Below are 14,144 nucleotides of genomic sequence, written 5' to 3'. Positions count from 1 at the left end.
ATCGCGTGCTTGGCCGCTAAAAGGGTGTCCTGGCCTTGGGCTTTTTGCTCATGTTAGCCCCGGATACTGGCCCTGTACAAGACCAAACCCTAGGAGAACTTCATATGTCACTCATGCGCGAAATGCTAGAGGCCGGTGTCCATTTCGGTCACCAGACCCGCTACTGGAACCCGAAGATGGCCGAGTACATCTTTGGTCAGCGTAACAAGATCCACATCATCAATCTGGAGCGCACGGTTGAGAAATACCTGGAGGCCAGCCAGTATGTGCGCCAGGTTGCCGCCCGCCGCGGGACCGTGCTTTTCGTCGGCACGAAGCGGTCCGCCCGTGAACTGATCGCCGCCGAAGCCCAACGCTGCGGAATGCCGTATGTGGATAGCCGCTGGCTGGGCGGGATGATGACCAATTTCAAGACGGTCAAGACCTCGATCAAGCGTCTGAAGGACATGGAAGCCCAGCAGGCCGAAGGTGTCACCGAGCATATGACCAAGAAGGAAGCGCTGATGTTCGATCGCGAAATGGCCAAGCTCAACAAGTCCATCGGCGGCATCAAGGAAATGACCACGTTGCCCGATGCGCTCTTCGTGATCGACGTGGGCTATCACAAGATCGCGGTGGCCGAAGCGCGTACGCTGGGCATTCCGGTGGTCGGGGTCGTGGACACCAACCATTCGCCCGAAGGCATCGACTACGTGATCCCCGGCAACGATGATTCGTCCAAGGCGATTGCCCTGTATGCCCGCGGGATGGCCGATGCCGTCCTGGCCGGCCGCGAGCAGGCCCTCAATGGTCTGACCGAAGAACTCGCCGAGAACGAGGAATTCATCGAAGTCGAGCAGGACCAGGAACAGGAATAAATCCGCTCCCGGCTTTGCCAGACCCAGGCGTCCGCGATGTCGGCGCCTGCCGTGCACCGGCTTTTGCCGGTGTGCGCATTGATTGAACAGGAGAATCTGATGGCTCAAATTACCGCTTCCATGGTGAAGGAACTGCGCGAAAAGACTGACGCGCCCATGATGGAATGCAAAAAGGCACTCACTGAAGCTGGCGGCGACATGGCTCACGCCGAGGAACTGCTGCGCGTCAAGCTCGGCAGCAAGGCCTCCAAGGCAGCCAGCCGCGTCACGGCCGAAGGTCTGGTCGGGGTGTACATTGCCGACGGCGGGAAGTCCGGGGCCCTGGTCGAGGTCAACTGTGAAACCGACTTCGTGGCCAAGAACCAGGACTTCATCGGCTTCGTCAACGCGCTGGCCCGTTTGGTGACGGAGCGTGACCCGGCTGATGTCGCTGCCTTGAACGCCTTGTCCATGGGCGAGGGCACGGTTGAGTCCACCCGGACCGCACTGGTGGGCAAGATCGGCGAGAACATCACTGTGCGCCGTTTCCAGCGCTTTGAGACGGTTGACGGCTTGAACAGCTATGTGCACGGCGGGCGCATTGGTGCGCTGGTGGATTTCGCCGGCAACGCGGAAGTCGGCAAGGACTTGGCCATGCATATTGCGGCTTCCAGGCCCAAGGCGTTGGATGTCGGCGGAGTGGATCCGGCGCTGATCGCCACGGAGCGTTCCGTGGCCGAGCAGAAGGCGGCCGAATCCGGCAAGCCGGCAGACATCGTGACCCGGATGATCGAGGGTTCGGTGCAGAAATTCCTGAAGGAAGTCACGCTGCTGTCCCAGCCCTTCATCAAGAACGATAAGCAGTCCGTTGAACAGATGCTCAAGGCGCATGGCGCTCGTGTGAACCGTTACGTCCTGTATGTCGTGGGCGAGGGCATCGAGAAGAAATCCGAAGACTTCGCCGCCGAAGTGGCGGCTGCTGCCAGCGGTTCCTGAGCCGCGGTGATTCGGGTACGATGGCATCCGCACGGGATCCGTGACGGTGCCGTCGGGTACCCGGCGGTCTTCAATTCCGTGCTTCAACCTTCCAGGAACCTGGTGCATGACTAATCCGGCCTACAAGCGTGTCCTCCTGAAACTGTCGGGCGAGGCCCTGATGGGTGCTGATGCGTTCGGCATCAACCGTGCGACGATTCTTCGCATGACAGAGGAAATTCACGGTGTGGTATCGCTGGGTGTGCAACTGGCGGTCGTGATTGGCGGCGGAAACATCTTCAGGGGCGTAGCGCCGGGTGCCCAAGGCATGGACCGGGCGACGGCCGACTACATGGGCATGCTGGCCACGGTGATGAACGCCTTGGCCCTGCAGGACGCGCTGAAGAACCACGGAGCGGACGCGCGCGTCCAGTCGGCGCTGAACATTGACCAAGTGGTGGAACGCTACATTCGGCCGAAAGCGCTGCGCTATCTGGAAGAGGGCAAGGTCGTGATCTTTGCGGCCGGCACCGGCAATCCGTTCTTCACGACGGATACGGCTGCTGCGTTGCGCGGCGCCGAGGTGGGGGCTGAGGTCGTGCTCAAGGCCACGAAGGTCGACGGCATCTACAGCGCGGATCCGAACAAGGACCCGAGCGCCACCCGCTATTCCCACATCAGTTTCGACGAGGCCATCATTCGGCGCCTCGAGGTCATGGACGCGACGGCGTTTGCGCTGTGTCGCGATCAGAAGCTGCCGATCAAGGTCTTTTCAATCAACAAGCCAGGGGCTCTTCGACGCGTCATCTGCGGCGAGGATGAGGGTACTCTGGTTCAGGTATAGGAGCCTGTATGAGTCTCTCCGACATTCGCCGCTCGGCTGACGAGCGCATGGGCAAGTCCATCGAATCGCTGAAGGCCAGCCTGGGCAAGATCCGTACCGGTCGTGCCCACGCCGGGATCCTGGACCATGTGTTGGTCGAGTACTATGGCTCGCTGGTTCCGGTGAGCCAGGTTGCCAACGTCACCGTCATCGACGCGCGGACGCTCAGCGTCCAAGTCTGGGAGAAGACCATGGCGGGCCCGGTCGACAAGGCGATCCGTGAGTCTGATCTGGGGCTGAACCCTATTGCGATGGGCGACAACATCCGGGTACCCATGCCGTCCCTGACCGAGGAGCGCCGCCGTGACCTCACCAAGGTCGCGCGCGGAGAAGGCGAAGACACCAAGGTCGCCGTGCGCAATCTGCGCCGCGAGGCCAATGAAACCCTCAAGAAGCTGCTGAAGGAAAAAGAAATCTCCGAGGACGAAGAGCGTCGGGGCCAGGACGAAGTCCAGAAACTCACGGACCGCTTTGTGGCCGACATCGACAAGCTTGTCGCCCAGAAAGAGGCCGAGATCATGACGGTCTGACGGTCCGGATCGGCACAGGCGGCATGAGCCCGAGCAGTTCAACTCGCACGATTCCGGCAACCAGCCAGACACCGCGCCATGTGGCCATCATCATGGATGGCAACGGGCGCTGGGCGACGCAGAGGCATTTGCCGCGCACGGCCGGGCATATCCGGGGAGTGCATGCCGTCCGGCGTGTGGTAGAGGCCTGCGGCCGGCGGGGTGTCGAATACCTCACACTCTTTGCTTTCAGCTCCGAGAACTGGCGCCGCCCGGCTCAGGAGGTTTCCTTGCTCATGCGGCTGTTCGTACGTACCCTCGAAAGGGAAGTGGATCGCTTGGTGGCCCAAGGAGTGCGCCTCAGGGTCGTGGGCGACCTGGGCGCTTTCGATGACAAGTTGCGCGGGCTGATCAAGTCAGCCGAGGAGCGCACCGCCGGCCAGTCCGCGCTGACACTGACCATCGCCGCGAATTATGGTGGCCGGTGGGACGTCCTGCAGGCCATGCGCGCCTTGCTGACCGCACACCCGGAACTCGCAGCTCAGCCCGAGCAGATCGACGAAAACGCTCTGGATCCCTGGCTCGCCATGTCCTACGCTCCGGAGCCGGACTTGTTCATCCGGACTGGCGGTGAGCAGCGCATCTCCAATTTCCTCATCTGGCAGCTTGCCTACACCGAGCTGTATTTCACCGATCGTTATTGGCCCGATTTCAGAGCGGACGACGTGGATCAGGCCTTCGCATGGTATCGTGGCCGCGAACGGCGATTTGGCCGCACCAGCGCACAGTTGGCCTCGCCCACCTGAGGCCTGGAACCGGAACCTGACGGGGATCTCCATGCTGCGTACGCGCATTCTCACGGCATTGGTGCTGTTGCTGATCGTTGCCGCAGCGGTATCGGCGGACAGTTCCTGGCCCATGCTCATTCTGCTGACCGTCATGTGCGCTTGCGCTTGGTGGGAGTGGCTGCGGCTGGTTCCAGTGGGGGCCCGCCGTGCGGGCTGGCTCGCTGGCGCGTTTGCCATCCTGCTGCTGGCGGCCTCAGCCGGATTGCTCCTGGGTTCCGGTTGGCTGGAACCCGGGTCGCGTGCAGTCGTTCTGTCGTTGGCAGTCCTCTTCTGGCTGCTGGCGGCACCTCGCGCGGTCATGCGCGCTGAATTGCCGGGATATTGGCGGGCGGTGCCGCTGGCAATGCTGGGGCTATGGCTGCTTGCGGCCACCTGGTATGCACTGGCATGGCTTTTCGTGGTGCACGGCGCGGCGGCACTGATCAGCCTTTGGGCGCTGGTCTGGTGCGCCGATATTGCGGCCTATTTTGTCGGCCGAAGCCTGGGGCGGCACAAGCTCGCCCCTCGCGTCAGCCCAGGCAAGAGCCGAGAGGGCGCCGTGGGTGGGATCGTGGCGGCCGTATTGTGGCTGGCGGCCACAGCCGTGTGGTGGCCGGGGAGCTTTGGCGCGCTGTTACTGGGCCGGTTGGGCTGGCCAGCGCTGATCGTGGCCGGCATCCTGCTGGCAGCATGGTCCATCGTGGGTGACTTGTTCGAGTCGCTGCTCAAGCGCCGTGCGGGTGTCAAGGACTCCAGTCGGCTGTTACCGGGTCATGGCGGGGTGTACGATCGAATCGATGCCGTGCTGCCGGTTGCGCCGGCTGCCATTCTTCTTTTGCTTCTTTGACCAGTGTCCATGTCTGTCCTGCATCATCTCTGCATTCTCGGCTCGACGGGTTCCATCGGCGTAAGCACCCTGGACGTCGTGGCGCGTCATCCCGGGCGCTTCGTCGTGCACGCGCTCAGTGCCTACACGCGTATTGAGGCCCTGGCGGCTCAGGCGGCACGCCATGCCGCCCGCGTTGTGATTGTTCCGGATGATGCAGCGCGAGCGCGGTTCGTGGCGGCCTGGCCGGTCGGGCGTCCCTTGCCGGAGATTCGCCAGGGCGCTCAGGCGCTGGCGGATACGGCAGCAGACCCCGAGGTCACTGCCGTGATGGCGGCGATTGTCGGTGCGGCTGGTTTGCCGGGCGCGCTGGCGGCTGCGCGCGCCGGCAAGCGGGTGTTGCTGGCCAACAAAGAAGCGCTGGTCGCAGCAGGCGGGCTCTTCATGCGGGCCGTGCGGGAGCATGGCGCACAGCTTTTGCCAATCGACAGCGAACACAACGCGATCTTCCAGTGTCTGCCCCAGACACCGGATCGGGCATTTGCCCCGGATCATCCCGCGCCGGGCGTCAGGCGCCTGCTGCTGACGGCTTCAGGTGGACCGTTTCGCCGCACTGCATTGGAACAACTCGATTCCGTGACACCGGATCAGGCGTGCGCTCATCCTAACTGGCGCATGGGCCGCAAGATTTCCGTGGATTCGGCCACCATGCTCAACAAAGGCCTTGAAGTCATCGAGGCTCACTGGCTGTTTTCCATGCCCACAGATCGGATCCAGGTGGTCGTTCATCCGCAAAGCGTGGTGCATTCCATGGTCGAGTACGACGACGGATCGGTGCTGGCCCAGTTGGGGCAACCCGACATGCGCACACCCATCGCTTACGGGCTGGGTTTCCCGGACCGCATTGCCAGTGGAGTGGGGCTGCTGGAGCTCACCCGGCTGGGGCACCTGGATTTCGAGGCACCGGACCTGGTGCGGTTTCCCTGTCTGCGGCTATCGCTGGACGCCCTTGGCCAAGGTCAGGCCGCCTGTATCACCCTGAATGCGGCCAACGAAGTCGCGGTCGATGGTTTCCTCAAGGGGCGGCTGCGCTATACACAGATTGCCCGTATCATCGAGAGATGCCTGAATGACTCCCTCAAGTGGAAATCGTCGCTACCAGGATCGCTGGATGACGTTCTGGCGATCGATGCCAGGGCACGCCGTATCGCTGCGGATTTCTGCCAGACCGCCTTCTGACCTCTGACTGCTGACGTGATTCACCCATGCTGCTGACCCTGGTTGCGTTCGCCTTTGCCTTGGGCCTCCTCGTGACCTTTCACGAATGGGGGCATTATTCCGTTGCCCGCCTGTGCGGTGTACCCATCGTGCGATTCTCCGTCGGCTTCGGCCCGGTCCTGTTGCGGCGGGTGGACCGGCACGGCACCGAATGGGCGCTGTCGGCCATCCCGTTGGGCGGCTATGTCAAGATGCTCGATGACGCGCCAGCCGGCGCGGATGCGGCCACACGCCGGCTGGCCTTCAATCATCAACCGCTCACGCGGCGGGTAGCGATCGTGCTGGCCGGGCCACTGGCCAACCTCCTGCTGGCGGCGCTTGTCTACGCGTTTCTGGGGATGTGGGGCACGCTCCAACCGGCGGCGGTACTCGCCGCTCCCGCCGCGAATACACCAGCTGCCATGGCTGGTCTGCCCGCCGGCACGATTCTGACATCGGTGGATGGTCAGCCTGTTGCGTCCTGGACGCAGGCCCGCTGGCAGCTGATGGAGCCTGTGACCGTGGGTGGTGCGATCCTGATGGGAATCCGGACCCCGGATGGCAGTCGCCGAACGGTCACGCTGCAGGTACCCGCCCAGAAGGCGTCTGCGAGTGGCCGGACGGACCCGCTGGTGGCCGTCGGCCTGGTGCTTGCATCGCCGGTTCCGGTGATTGGGACTTTGACACCGGGGGGACCGGCCGAGAGAGCAGGGTTGCAGCCGGGGGATGAGGTTCGCGCGGTCGGAACGATTCAAAATCCGTCGGTTCAACGGTTCGTGGACGTGACCCAGGCTCATGCCGGACAACCGCTGCCCTTGACGGTTTTACGCAACAGCGACTTAGTGTCATTGACTGTGACCCCTCGGTCGGAGACTGATTCGGGGGGCCACCGGATTGGGCGGATCGGGACACTGGTGCAGGGGCGGCAACCCCAGGTGCTCGTGCGGCAGGGGCCGGTGGACAGTCTGGTCACCGGGGTCCGCCGGACGGCGGACATGAGCCTGTTCACGCTGCGCATGTTGGGGCGCATGCTGGTCGGCGAAGCTTCCTGGCGGGCCATCAGCGGGCCGGTGACCATCGCAGAATACGCGGGGCAGACGGCCCGAGTCGGTCTGGTGGCCTACCTGGATTTTCTGGCTCTCATCAGCATCAGCATCGGGGTGCTGAACCTGTTGCCCATTCCCATGCTCGACGGTGGTCATTTACTGTTCTATGTCATCGAGGCTTTGCGCGGTGGACGCCCTGTTCCGGAACGGATCCGGGATGTGGGGTTGCGCCTGGGGCTGGCGGCGGTGCTCGGGCTCATGGTTCTGGCGTTGTTCAATGATTTTGAGCGGCTTTTCAGTTGATGAGGTTGTGACTTACAATCGCGCATCGCTGATGCCTTATCCGCGCACGGCTTGAAAAGGATTGCCAGGATGTCGTCTCCCCGGAAGTTTCGTTTGTCCAAGCGTGCCGTTTCGCTGATGCTGGCAACACTGCTGGCGCCGACAGTGGCGGCGGCTTTTACGCCCTTCGTGGTGCGTGACATTCAGGTTCAGGGGCTTGAACGCGTAGATCCGGGTACGATCTTCACCTATTTGCCCGTCAAGATAGGCCAGACCTTCACAGAAGAAGAGGCGTCCACCGCCATTCAGAAGCTGTACGGAACCGGGTTCTTCAACGACGTGAAGATTGATGCACGCGGCAACGTGCTCGTTGTGTCGGTGAAGGAACGCCCCACCATCGCGTCCGTCAACTTCAACGGCATGCGCGAGTTCGATACCAAGACGATCCTGAAGTCGCTGTCACAGGTCGGTTTCGGCCAGGGCCGGGTTTTCGATCAGGCCATGCTGGATCGCGCAGCCTTCGAAATCAAGCAACAGTACCTGTCCAAGGGCAAATATGGGGTGCAGATCAACCCCGTCATTACACCGCTGCCGCGCAACCGGGTGGGGGTAAGCTTCGACATCTTCGAAGGCGACGTCGCCACGATTTCGAAGATCGAGTTCATCGGCAACAAGGCCTTTTCGGCGGGTAAGCTGGAAGACCAGATGGAGCTCACGACCGGCGGCATCATGACCTGGTACACCGGGACGAACAAGTACTCCCGCGAGAAGCTCGAAGGCGACGTGGAGCGCATCCGTTCCTATTATCTGGACCGTGGCTATCTGGAATTCTCCATGGAGCCCCCCCAGGTCACGATCTCGCCGGATCGCAAGTCCATCTACATCACCATGACCGTGCACGAGGGCCAGCCATACAAGCTGGGCAAGGTCGAACTGGCGGGCGATTTGCTGGGTCTGGAGGACAAGCTCAAGCCGCTCGTGACCGTCAAGGAAGGCGAAACGTTCTCTGCTGAGAAGACCAACGCGGTCGCCAAATCGATTACTGATTACCTGGGATCCCTGGGCTACGCATTTGCCAACGTCAATCCCAACCCCGTGCTGGACCGTGATCATCACGTTGCCAGCCTGACCTTCTATGTGGACCCAGGCCGCCGCGTTTATGTGCGCCGGATCAACGTCGGCGGCAATACGCGCACGCGCGATCAGGTCGTGCGCCGGGAAATGCGCCAGCAGGAGGCTGCATGGTATGACGCCTCCAGCATCAAGACCTCCAAGGAGCGGATCGACCGTCTGGGGTACTTTACAGACGTGAACGTGAAGACCGAGCCGGTGCCTGGCACGCCCGACCAGGTGGACGTCAATGTCGACGTCAAGGAAAAGCCCACTGGCATGGTCAATCTGGGGGTTGGCTACGGTTCCACCGATAAGCTGATGCTCTCGGCCGGGATCAGCCAGGACAACGTCTTTGGCAGCGGCAATTCCCTGTCGCTGAATGTCAACACCAGCGCCACGAACCGCGCCGCAGTGCTGACGCATACCAACCCGTACTGGACCCAGGACGGCATCAGCAAGACCACGTCGCTGTATTACCGCCGCACGACCCCGTACAACGTCGACGGCAGCGGTTCACTGGGCTGGTATTCGGTTCAGTCCCTGGGCGCTGGCCTGAACTTCGGGGTCCCGATCTCCGAGACCGACCGGGTGTTCGCCGGGGTGACGTTCGAACACAATTCCATCAACGACATCAACCTTTCGGGTCCTTTCCAGGCTCCGCAGGCCTATGTCGACTACGTTCAGAAGTACTACGGCGACACGACCAATTCGGCGATCTTCAGCGTCGGCTGGGCCAAGGACACCCGGGACAGCGCACTGGCGCCGCACAAAGGCAGCTACACCCGTCTGTCCACCGACGTGTCCACGATGGATCTGAAATACTACAAGCTCAGCGGTCAGCAGCAGTTCTTCTGGCCGCTGGGCCGTGCCTTCACCTTTGCGCTCAATGGTCAGGTGGACTGGGAAAAGACTTACGGCGAAGCCGGCAAGCCTTTCCCGGTCATCAAGAACCTGTACGCTGGCGGCATCGGGTCGGTGCGCGGCTTCCGGGGTGCGTCCCTGGGGCCGGTGGACACGGCCACGGGCACCGATCTGGGCGGTTCGCGCCGGATGGTGGCCAATGCTCAACTCTATCTGCCGTTCCCCGGCGCGTCACGCGACCGTACGCTGCGCTGGTTCGTCTTTGCGGATGCGGGCCAGATTTCCACGACGGACAGCTTCGGGTGCCCGGTCGGTTATGCCAGTTCTCCGTCGGCCGATCCCTGCGGCTGGAAGTACTCCGCAGGCTTGGGCTTGTCCTGGGAATCTCCGCTCGGCCCGCTGCAGTTGTCCTTCGGCCATGCGTTGAACGCCAAGGAAGGCGATCAGAAGCAAGTCTTCCAGTTCCAGATCGGCACGGGTTTCTGAACCCGGCTGTTTGATGGCACAATAAACCCTTTTGTAGCAGCTCGTCCCAGGTGGATTCCACATCATGTTTCTTTCAGGTTTGAACGTTTCGACTATGACCCGTCGCGCCGTGCGCGGGCCGCTTGTTTTCGCAGTGGCTGCGGTGATTGGGCTTGGGGGGCTGCCGGTTGCGTCTTCCTACGCCCAGGGCACGAAGATCGGCTTTGTCAGCACAGAGCGCATTTTGCGCGATTCCAAACCGGCCAAGGCGGCGCAGGCCAAGATCGAGGCCGAATTCAAGAAGCGCAACGATGACCTGCAGAAGCTGTCCGACAGTCTGCGGGCACAGGCGCAGAAGCTGGACAAGGACGCTCCGGTCCTGTCCGAAGCAGATCGCATCAAGCGCCAGCGTCAGCTCCAGGACATGGATTCCGAATTGCAGCGCAAGCGCCGCGAGTTCCAGGAAGATTTCAACCGTCGCCGTAACGAGGAGTTCTCGGCCATCGTGGCGAAGGCCGACGCCGCGATCAAGAAAATCGCGGAACAGCAGAACTACGATCTGATCATCCAGGACGCCGTGACCGTGAGTCCGCGCGTCGACATCACGGACCAGGTCATCAAGGCTCTGGGCAGCTGATCGCCAATGCCTGTGCTGCTCGTGCTCGAAAGGGCTCCTGCACTCTCGCAGCTTCTCGCGGCCGCTGATACCGTTGGCCTGGGGTGCACGCTCCAGATCCCCGATGGTGGTACCGATCCGCGAATTGCCGGTATCGGATCCCTGTCCTCAGCGGGCGGCACTGAGATCAGCTTCCTGTCCAATCCCAGACTCCATGGGCAACTGGACGACTGCCGGGCGGCGGCTGTGATCCTTCGGCCCGAAGACTGGAAATCGTTTCGTGCGCGGCATCCGGATGCGGTCTCCTGGGCCGCCGTTCTCTGCGCCCAGCCTTATCTGATGTATGCGCTGCTTGCGCAGTGGTTCGACCGCCATCGGCTGGCCGGCCTGCCGCGAGGCATTCACCCGAGCGCGGTGGTCGCCGATGATGCCGTTCTGGAAGAGGGCGTAAGCGTAGGCCCTCTGGCAGTCATCGAGGCAGGCGCGCATCTGGAAGCGGGCGTGCGGGTGGGTGCAGGCTGCGTCATCGGGCCGGGGTGCTTCGTTGGACGCGACAGCCTGCTGCATGCACACGTCACGCTCTATCATGGCGTCACGATCGGCGCGCGAGCCATCCTGCACGCCGGGGTGGTGCTGGGTGCCGACGGCTTCGGCTTTGCACCGGATCCGCGTACACCCGGGGCTTGGGCGAAGATCGCCCAGCTGGGTGGTGTGTGTATTGGCGATGACGTAGAGATCGGCGCCAATACCACTGTGGACCGCGGGGCTGTTGAGGATACGGTTCTGGGCAATGGTGTCAAGCTCGATAATCTGATCATGATCGGCCATAATTGCCGCATCGGTGATCATACGGCCATGGCGGCCTGTGTGGGGGTTGCGGGTTCCACCACCATGGGGCAGCGTTGCGTGATCGGCGGTGCTGCCATGTTCGGCGGGCACCTCACGCTGGGCGACGATGTGCATATTTCGGGCGGTACGGCCGTCACTTCCGATATCCTGAAGGCGGGTCGCTACACGGGGGTATTCCCTGTGGCCGAACATACTGCCTGGCAACATAATGCAGCGGTGATCGGCCAGTTGGCGCAGTTGCGCAGGCGCGTGCGCGCGGCGGAACGGCAGGGCGCAGCGAGTCTCACCGGACAGCCGGCGGACAACAAGCAGGACACACAATAATGGAACTCGATATCAAGGACATCATGGAACGGCTGCCGCACCGACAGCCGATGTTGCTCGTGGACCGCGTTCTGGAGATGGACCCCGGCAAGAGCATTGTGGCTATCAAGAACGTCACCTACAACGAGCCTTTCTTCCAGGGACACTTCGCGCACCATCCGGTCATGCCGGGGGTGCTCATCATCGAGGCGCTCGCACAGGCCGCCGCCCTGTTTTCCTTTGCAGATGCCGGTGCGCCGAATCTGGCCAGCACCAAGATCGCCTACTACCTGGTCGGCGTCGATGGTGCCCGTTTCCGCCGCCCGGTCGTGCCGGGCGACCAGCTCCGCATGGAAGTCTCCGCCGACAAGCTCAGCCGCTCGATTTGCAAGTACACAGCCGTCGCCAAGGTCGGCGACCAGATCGCAGCCGAGGCCAAGATCATGTGCGCCGTGCGAATCCTGGAGGAATGATGGCGGCGGCGCAGATTCACTCCACCGCGATCGTCGCACCGGGGGCCATTCTGGAGGATGGCGTGACCGTCGGCCCTTACAGCATCATCGGTGAGCATGTTCGCCTCGGTGCCGGTACGCGGGTGGGTCCCCATTGCGTGGTCGATGGTCACACTACCATTGGACCGAACAATCATTTCTATCGCTTCTGCTCGATCGGCGGTATCCCTCAGGACAAGAAATACGCGGACGAGCCTACCGCGCTGGTCATCGGCGGCGCGAATACCTTCCGGGAATTCGTCACCGTCAATATCGGGACGGCGCAGGACGCCGGCACGACGCGGATGGGCGACGACAACTGGATCATGGCCTATGTCCATATTGCGCACGATTGCCAGGTGGGCAGCCACGTGGTGATCGCCAACAGCGTGCAGCTGGGCGGACACACGCATATTGGCGACTGGGCCATTCTCGGGGGCCTGTCGGCGGTCCATCAATTCGTGCATATCGGCGCGCATGTGATGATCGGTGGCACCAGTTCCGTGCGCCAGGATGTACCACCCTACATGATAGGAGCCGGTGATTCGTTCCGGCCCATTGGGATCAATTCCGAGGGCCTTTCGCGGCGCGGCTTCACCGACCAGGACATACTGGTCCTCCGGGAAGCCTACAAGATTGTTTACCGGCGCAAGCTCCAGATCGATCAGGCTATCGAGGCGCTGGTCGTGCTGCAGCAGGACCATCCCGCGGAGCGCCAGGCCGTGCAGACGCTGGTAGATTTTCTGCGTGGCGCTGGCCGCGGCATTGCCCGCCCATGACGCTGCGCGCCGCCATCGTGGCGGGCGAGCCTTCCGGGGACCTGTTGGCCGCCCGGGTGATTCAGGGCTTGCGGACACATGATCCCGCAGCCCGCACCGTTGGTATCGGCGGCCCCGCCATGGGACGTGTGGGGTTTCAGGCCTGGCATTCCATGGATGCGCTGGCGGTGTTCGGGTATGTGGATGCGTTGCGGCGCGCCCCCGGGCTCATCCGGATCTGGCGGGACACGCACCGACGGGTGCTGGCTGAGCGGCCGGATGTCTTCGTGGGCGTGGATGCGCCCGACTTCAACCTGCGGCTGGAAGAGCGCCTGCGCTCGGCGGGCATTCCCACGGTGCATTTCGTCAGTCCGTCCATCTGGGCCTGGCGGTTTGAACGGATTCATCAGATTCGGCGGGCGGTGTCGCACATGCTGGTGCTATTTCCCTTCGAAGAGGATCTGTATCGCGAGCAGGGCGTCCCAGTTACCTATGTCGGCCATCCGCTGGCGGAACTGATTCCCGTGCACCCCGACCGCGCTGCTGCACGGGCCATGCTGGGACTGGAAACGGGGCGGCGCGTGCTCGCGCTGATGCCTGGCAGTCGTGAGTCGGAAATCCGCCTTCTGGCGCCCCGTTTCCTTCAGGCGGCGCAGCTCCTGAGCCAGCGGGACCCGGAACTGCAGGTGGTGGTTCCAGTGGTCAGCGGACAGCGGCAGTCGCAGTTCGAGACGATCCTCGCGCAGTATCCATTGCCGAACTGCAAGGTCCTTCGGGAGTTGCCGGAGGGACCGAGCGCTGTCTTGGCACGGGCCGATGGCCGGGAAACCGGGCAGTGGCCCATCGCCTGGCATGCCCTGGAGGCGGCTGATGCCGTCCTGGTAGCCAGCGGTACCGCCACACTGGAGGCGGCGCTGTTCAAGCGTTCAATGGTGATCGCTTATGCCATCACGCCCTGGATGCGGCGGCTCATGGCGTGGCGATCCGGGCAGCGCGCTCCAAGCCTCCCATGGGTCGGGCTGCCTAATATCCTGGCGCGCGATTTTGTAGTGCCGGAGCTGCTCCAGGATGCCGCCACGCCGCAGGCACTGGCGGAGGAGACCTGGCGGGCGCTCACTGATACTGATCTGGCCCTTCAGGTGGCGGATCGCTTCGCGATCCTGCATGCAACACTGAGCCGCGATACGCCACGGCTCGCGGCCCAGGCCATTCTGGAGGTTGCAGGTGGCTGACATCGCTTCCGATAC

At 62.8% G+C, this 14,144-nt stretch carries 14 protein-coding genes; all 14 read left to right on the top strand.

Annotation, left to right across the window (positions count from 1 at the left end):
* Positions 1 to 104 precede the first annotated feature (104 nt).
* The gene (gene rpsB, locus EPN31_RS02025) at positions 105 to 857 is read left to right on the top strand and encodes a 30S ribosomal protein S2 (RefSeq protein WP_291768755.1); all 753 of its coding nucleotides are present in this window, start codon (positions 105 to 107) and stop codon (positions 855 to 857) included.
* 99 nt (positions 858 to 956) lie between these two features.
* The gene (tsf, locus tag EPN31_RS02020; RefSeq protein ID WP_291768751.1) at positions 957 to 1,832 is read left to right on the top strand and encodes a translation elongation factor Ts; all 876 of its coding nucleotides are present in this window, start codon (positions 957 to 959) and stop codon (positions 1,830 to 1,832) included.
* Between the two features lie 106 nt (positions 1,833 to 1,938).
* The gene (gene pyrH, locus EPN31_RS02015) at positions 1,939 to 2,655 is read left to right on the top strand and encodes a UMP kinase (protein ID WP_291768749.1); all 717 of its coding nucleotides are present in this window, start codon (positions 1,939 to 1,941) and stop codon (positions 2,653 to 2,655) included.
* 8 nt (positions 2,656 to 2,663) lie between these two features.
* Entirely contained in the window at positions 2,664 to 3,224 is a 561-nt protein-coding gene (gene frr / locus EPN31_RS02010; protein WP_291768746.1) for a ribosome recycling factor, read from the top strand.
* A gap of 23 nt (positions 3,225 to 3,247) precedes the next feature.
* Complete coding sequence (gene uppS, locus EPN31_RS02005; protein ID WP_291768742.1) at positions 3,248 to 4,009, top strand: polyprenyl diphosphate synthase; 762 nt, start codon at positions 3,248 to 3,250, stop codon at positions 4,007 to 4,009.
* Positions 4,010 to 4,040: 31 nt separating this feature from the next.
* Positions 4,041 to 4,877 carry a phosphatidate cytidylyltransferase gene (locus tag EPN31_RS02000; RefSeq protein WP_291768739.1) on the top strand — a complete coding sequence of 279 codons (837 nt, stop codon included), beginning with the start codon at positions 4,041 to 4,043 and terminating at the stop codon, positions 4,875 to 4,877.
* Between the two features lie 9 nt (positions 4,878 to 4,886).
* Complete coding sequence (locus EPN31_RS01995) at positions 4,887 to 6,095, top strand: 1-deoxy-D-xylulose-5-phosphate reductoisomerase (RefSeq protein WP_291768735.1); 1,209 nt, start codon at positions 4,887 to 4,889, stop codon at positions 6,093 to 6,095.
* Positions 6,096 to 6,121: 26 nt separating this feature from the next.
* Positions 6,122 to 7,462, top strand: a complete 1,341-nt coding sequence (gene rseP / locus EPN31_RS01990) for an RIP metalloprotease RseP (protein WP_291768732.1) — start codon at positions 6,122 to 6,124, stop codon at positions 7,460 to 7,462.
* A gap of 69 nt (positions 7,463 to 7,531) precedes the next feature.
* Positions 7,532 to 9,901 carry an outer membrane protein assembly factor BamA gene (gene bamA, locus EPN31_RS01985; RefSeq protein WP_291768729.1) on the top strand — a complete coding sequence of 790 codons (2,370 nt, stop codon included), beginning with the start codon at positions 7,532 to 7,534 and terminating at the stop codon, positions 9,899 to 9,901.
* A 94-nt stretch (positions 9,902 to 9,995) separates the two neighbouring features.
* A complete protein-coding gene (locus tag EPN31_RS01980; RefSeq protein ID WP_291768726.1) occupies positions 9,996 to 10,517 on the top strand; it encodes an OmpH family outer membrane protein in 522 nt (173 codons plus the stop codon).
* Between the two features lie 6 nt (positions 10,518 to 10,523).
* The gene (gene lpxD / locus EPN31_RS01975; protein ID WP_291768723.1) at positions 10,524 to 11,669 is read left to right on the top strand and encodes a UDP-3-O-(3-hydroxymyristoyl)glucosamine N-acyltransferase; all 1,146 of its coding nucleotides are present in this window, start codon (positions 10,524 to 10,526) and stop codon (positions 11,667 to 11,669) included.
* Positions 11,669 to 12,121: a 3-hydroxyacyl-ACP dehydratase FabZ gene (gene fabZ / locus EPN31_RS01970; RefSeq protein WP_291768721.1), complete on the top strand. Its 453-nt coding sequence runs from the start codon at positions 11,669 to 11,671 to the stop codon at positions 12,119 to 12,121. Before lpxD ends, fabZ begins: the two co-directional genes overlap by 1 nt.
* Positions 12,118 to 12,918, top strand: a complete 801-nt coding sequence (gene lpxA, locus EPN31_RS01965; RefSeq protein ID WP_291768718.1) for an acyl-ACP--UDP-N-acetylglucosamine O-acyltransferase — start codon at positions 12,118 to 12,120, stop codon at positions 12,916 to 12,918. The genes fabZ and lpxA overlap by 4 nt, the downstream gene beginning before the upstream one ends.
* Positions 12,915 to 14,129, top strand: a complete 1,215-nt coding sequence (gene lpxB / locus EPN31_RS01960; protein ID WP_291768715.1) for a lipid-A-disaccharide synthase — start codon at positions 12,915 to 12,917, stop codon at positions 14,127 to 14,129. Before lpxA ends, lpxB begins: the two co-directional genes overlap by 4 nt.
* Positions 14,130 to 14,144: the final 15 nt, after the last annotated feature.

It is taken from the genome of Castellaniella sp. (assembly GCF_004321985.1).
GTDB lineage: Bacteria > Pseudomonadota > Gammaproteobacteria > Burkholderiales > Burkholderiaceae_B > Castellaniella.
Note: the sequence above shows the minus strand (reverse complement) of the source record. Positions and strands in the feature narration are given on the sequence as shown.

Excerpts from the sequence above, each read along its gene's own strand:
- rpsB (WP_291768755.1), top strand. The coding sequence starts at position 105 with ATGTCACTCATGCGCGAAATGCTAGAGGCCGGTGTCCATTTCGGTCAC.
- tsf (WP_291768751.1), top strand. The coding sequence starts at position 957 with ATGGCTCAAATTACCGCTTCCATGGTGAAGGAACTGCGCGAAAAGACT.
- pyrH (WP_291768749.1), top strand. The coding sequence starts at position 1,939 with ATGACTAATCCGGCCTACAAGCGTGTCCTCCTGAAACTGTCGGGCGAG.
- frr (WP_291768746.1), top strand. The coding sequence starts at position 2,664 with ATGAGTCTCTCCGACATTCGCCGCTCGGCTGACGAGCGCATGGGCAAG.
- uppS (WP_291768742.1), top strand. The coding sequence starts at position 3,248 with ATGAGCCCGAGCAGTTCAACTCGCACGATTCCGGCAACCAGCCAGACA.
- EPN31_RS02000 (WP_291768739.1), top strand. The coding sequence starts at position 4,041 with ATGCTGCGTACGCGCATTCTCACGGCATTGGTGCTGTTGCTGATCGTT.
- EPN31_RS01995 (WP_291768735.1), top strand. The coding sequence starts at position 4,887 with ATGTCTGTCCTGCATCATCTCTGCATTCTCGGCTCGACGGGTTCCATC.
- rseP (WP_291768732.1), top strand. The coding sequence starts at position 6,122 with ATGCTGCTGACCCTGGTTGCGTTCGCCTTTGCCTTGGGCCTCCTCGTG.
- bamA (WP_291768729.1), top strand. The coding sequence starts at position 7,532 with ATGTCGTCTCCCCGGAAGTTTCGTTTGTCCAAGCGTGCCGTTTCGCTG.
- EPN31_RS01980 (WP_291768726.1), top strand. The coding sequence starts at position 9,996 with ATGACCCGTCGCGCCGTGCGCGGGCCGCTTGTTTTCGCAGTGGCTGCG.
- lpxD (WP_291768723.1), top strand. The coding sequence starts at position 10,524 with ATGCCTGTGCTGCTCGTGCTCGAAAGGGCTCCTGCACTCTCGCAGCTT.
- fabZ (WP_291768721.1), top strand. The coding sequence starts at position 11,669 with ATGGAACTCGATATCAAGGACATCATGGAACGGCTGCCGCACCGACAG.
- lpxA (WP_291768718.1), top strand. The coding sequence starts at position 12,118 with ATGATGGCGGCGGCGCAGATTCACTCCACCGCGATCGTCGCACCGGGG.
- lpxB (WP_291768715.1), top strand. The coding sequence starts at position 12,915 with ATGACGCTGCGCGCCGCCATCGTGGCGGGCGAGCCTTCCGGGGACCTG.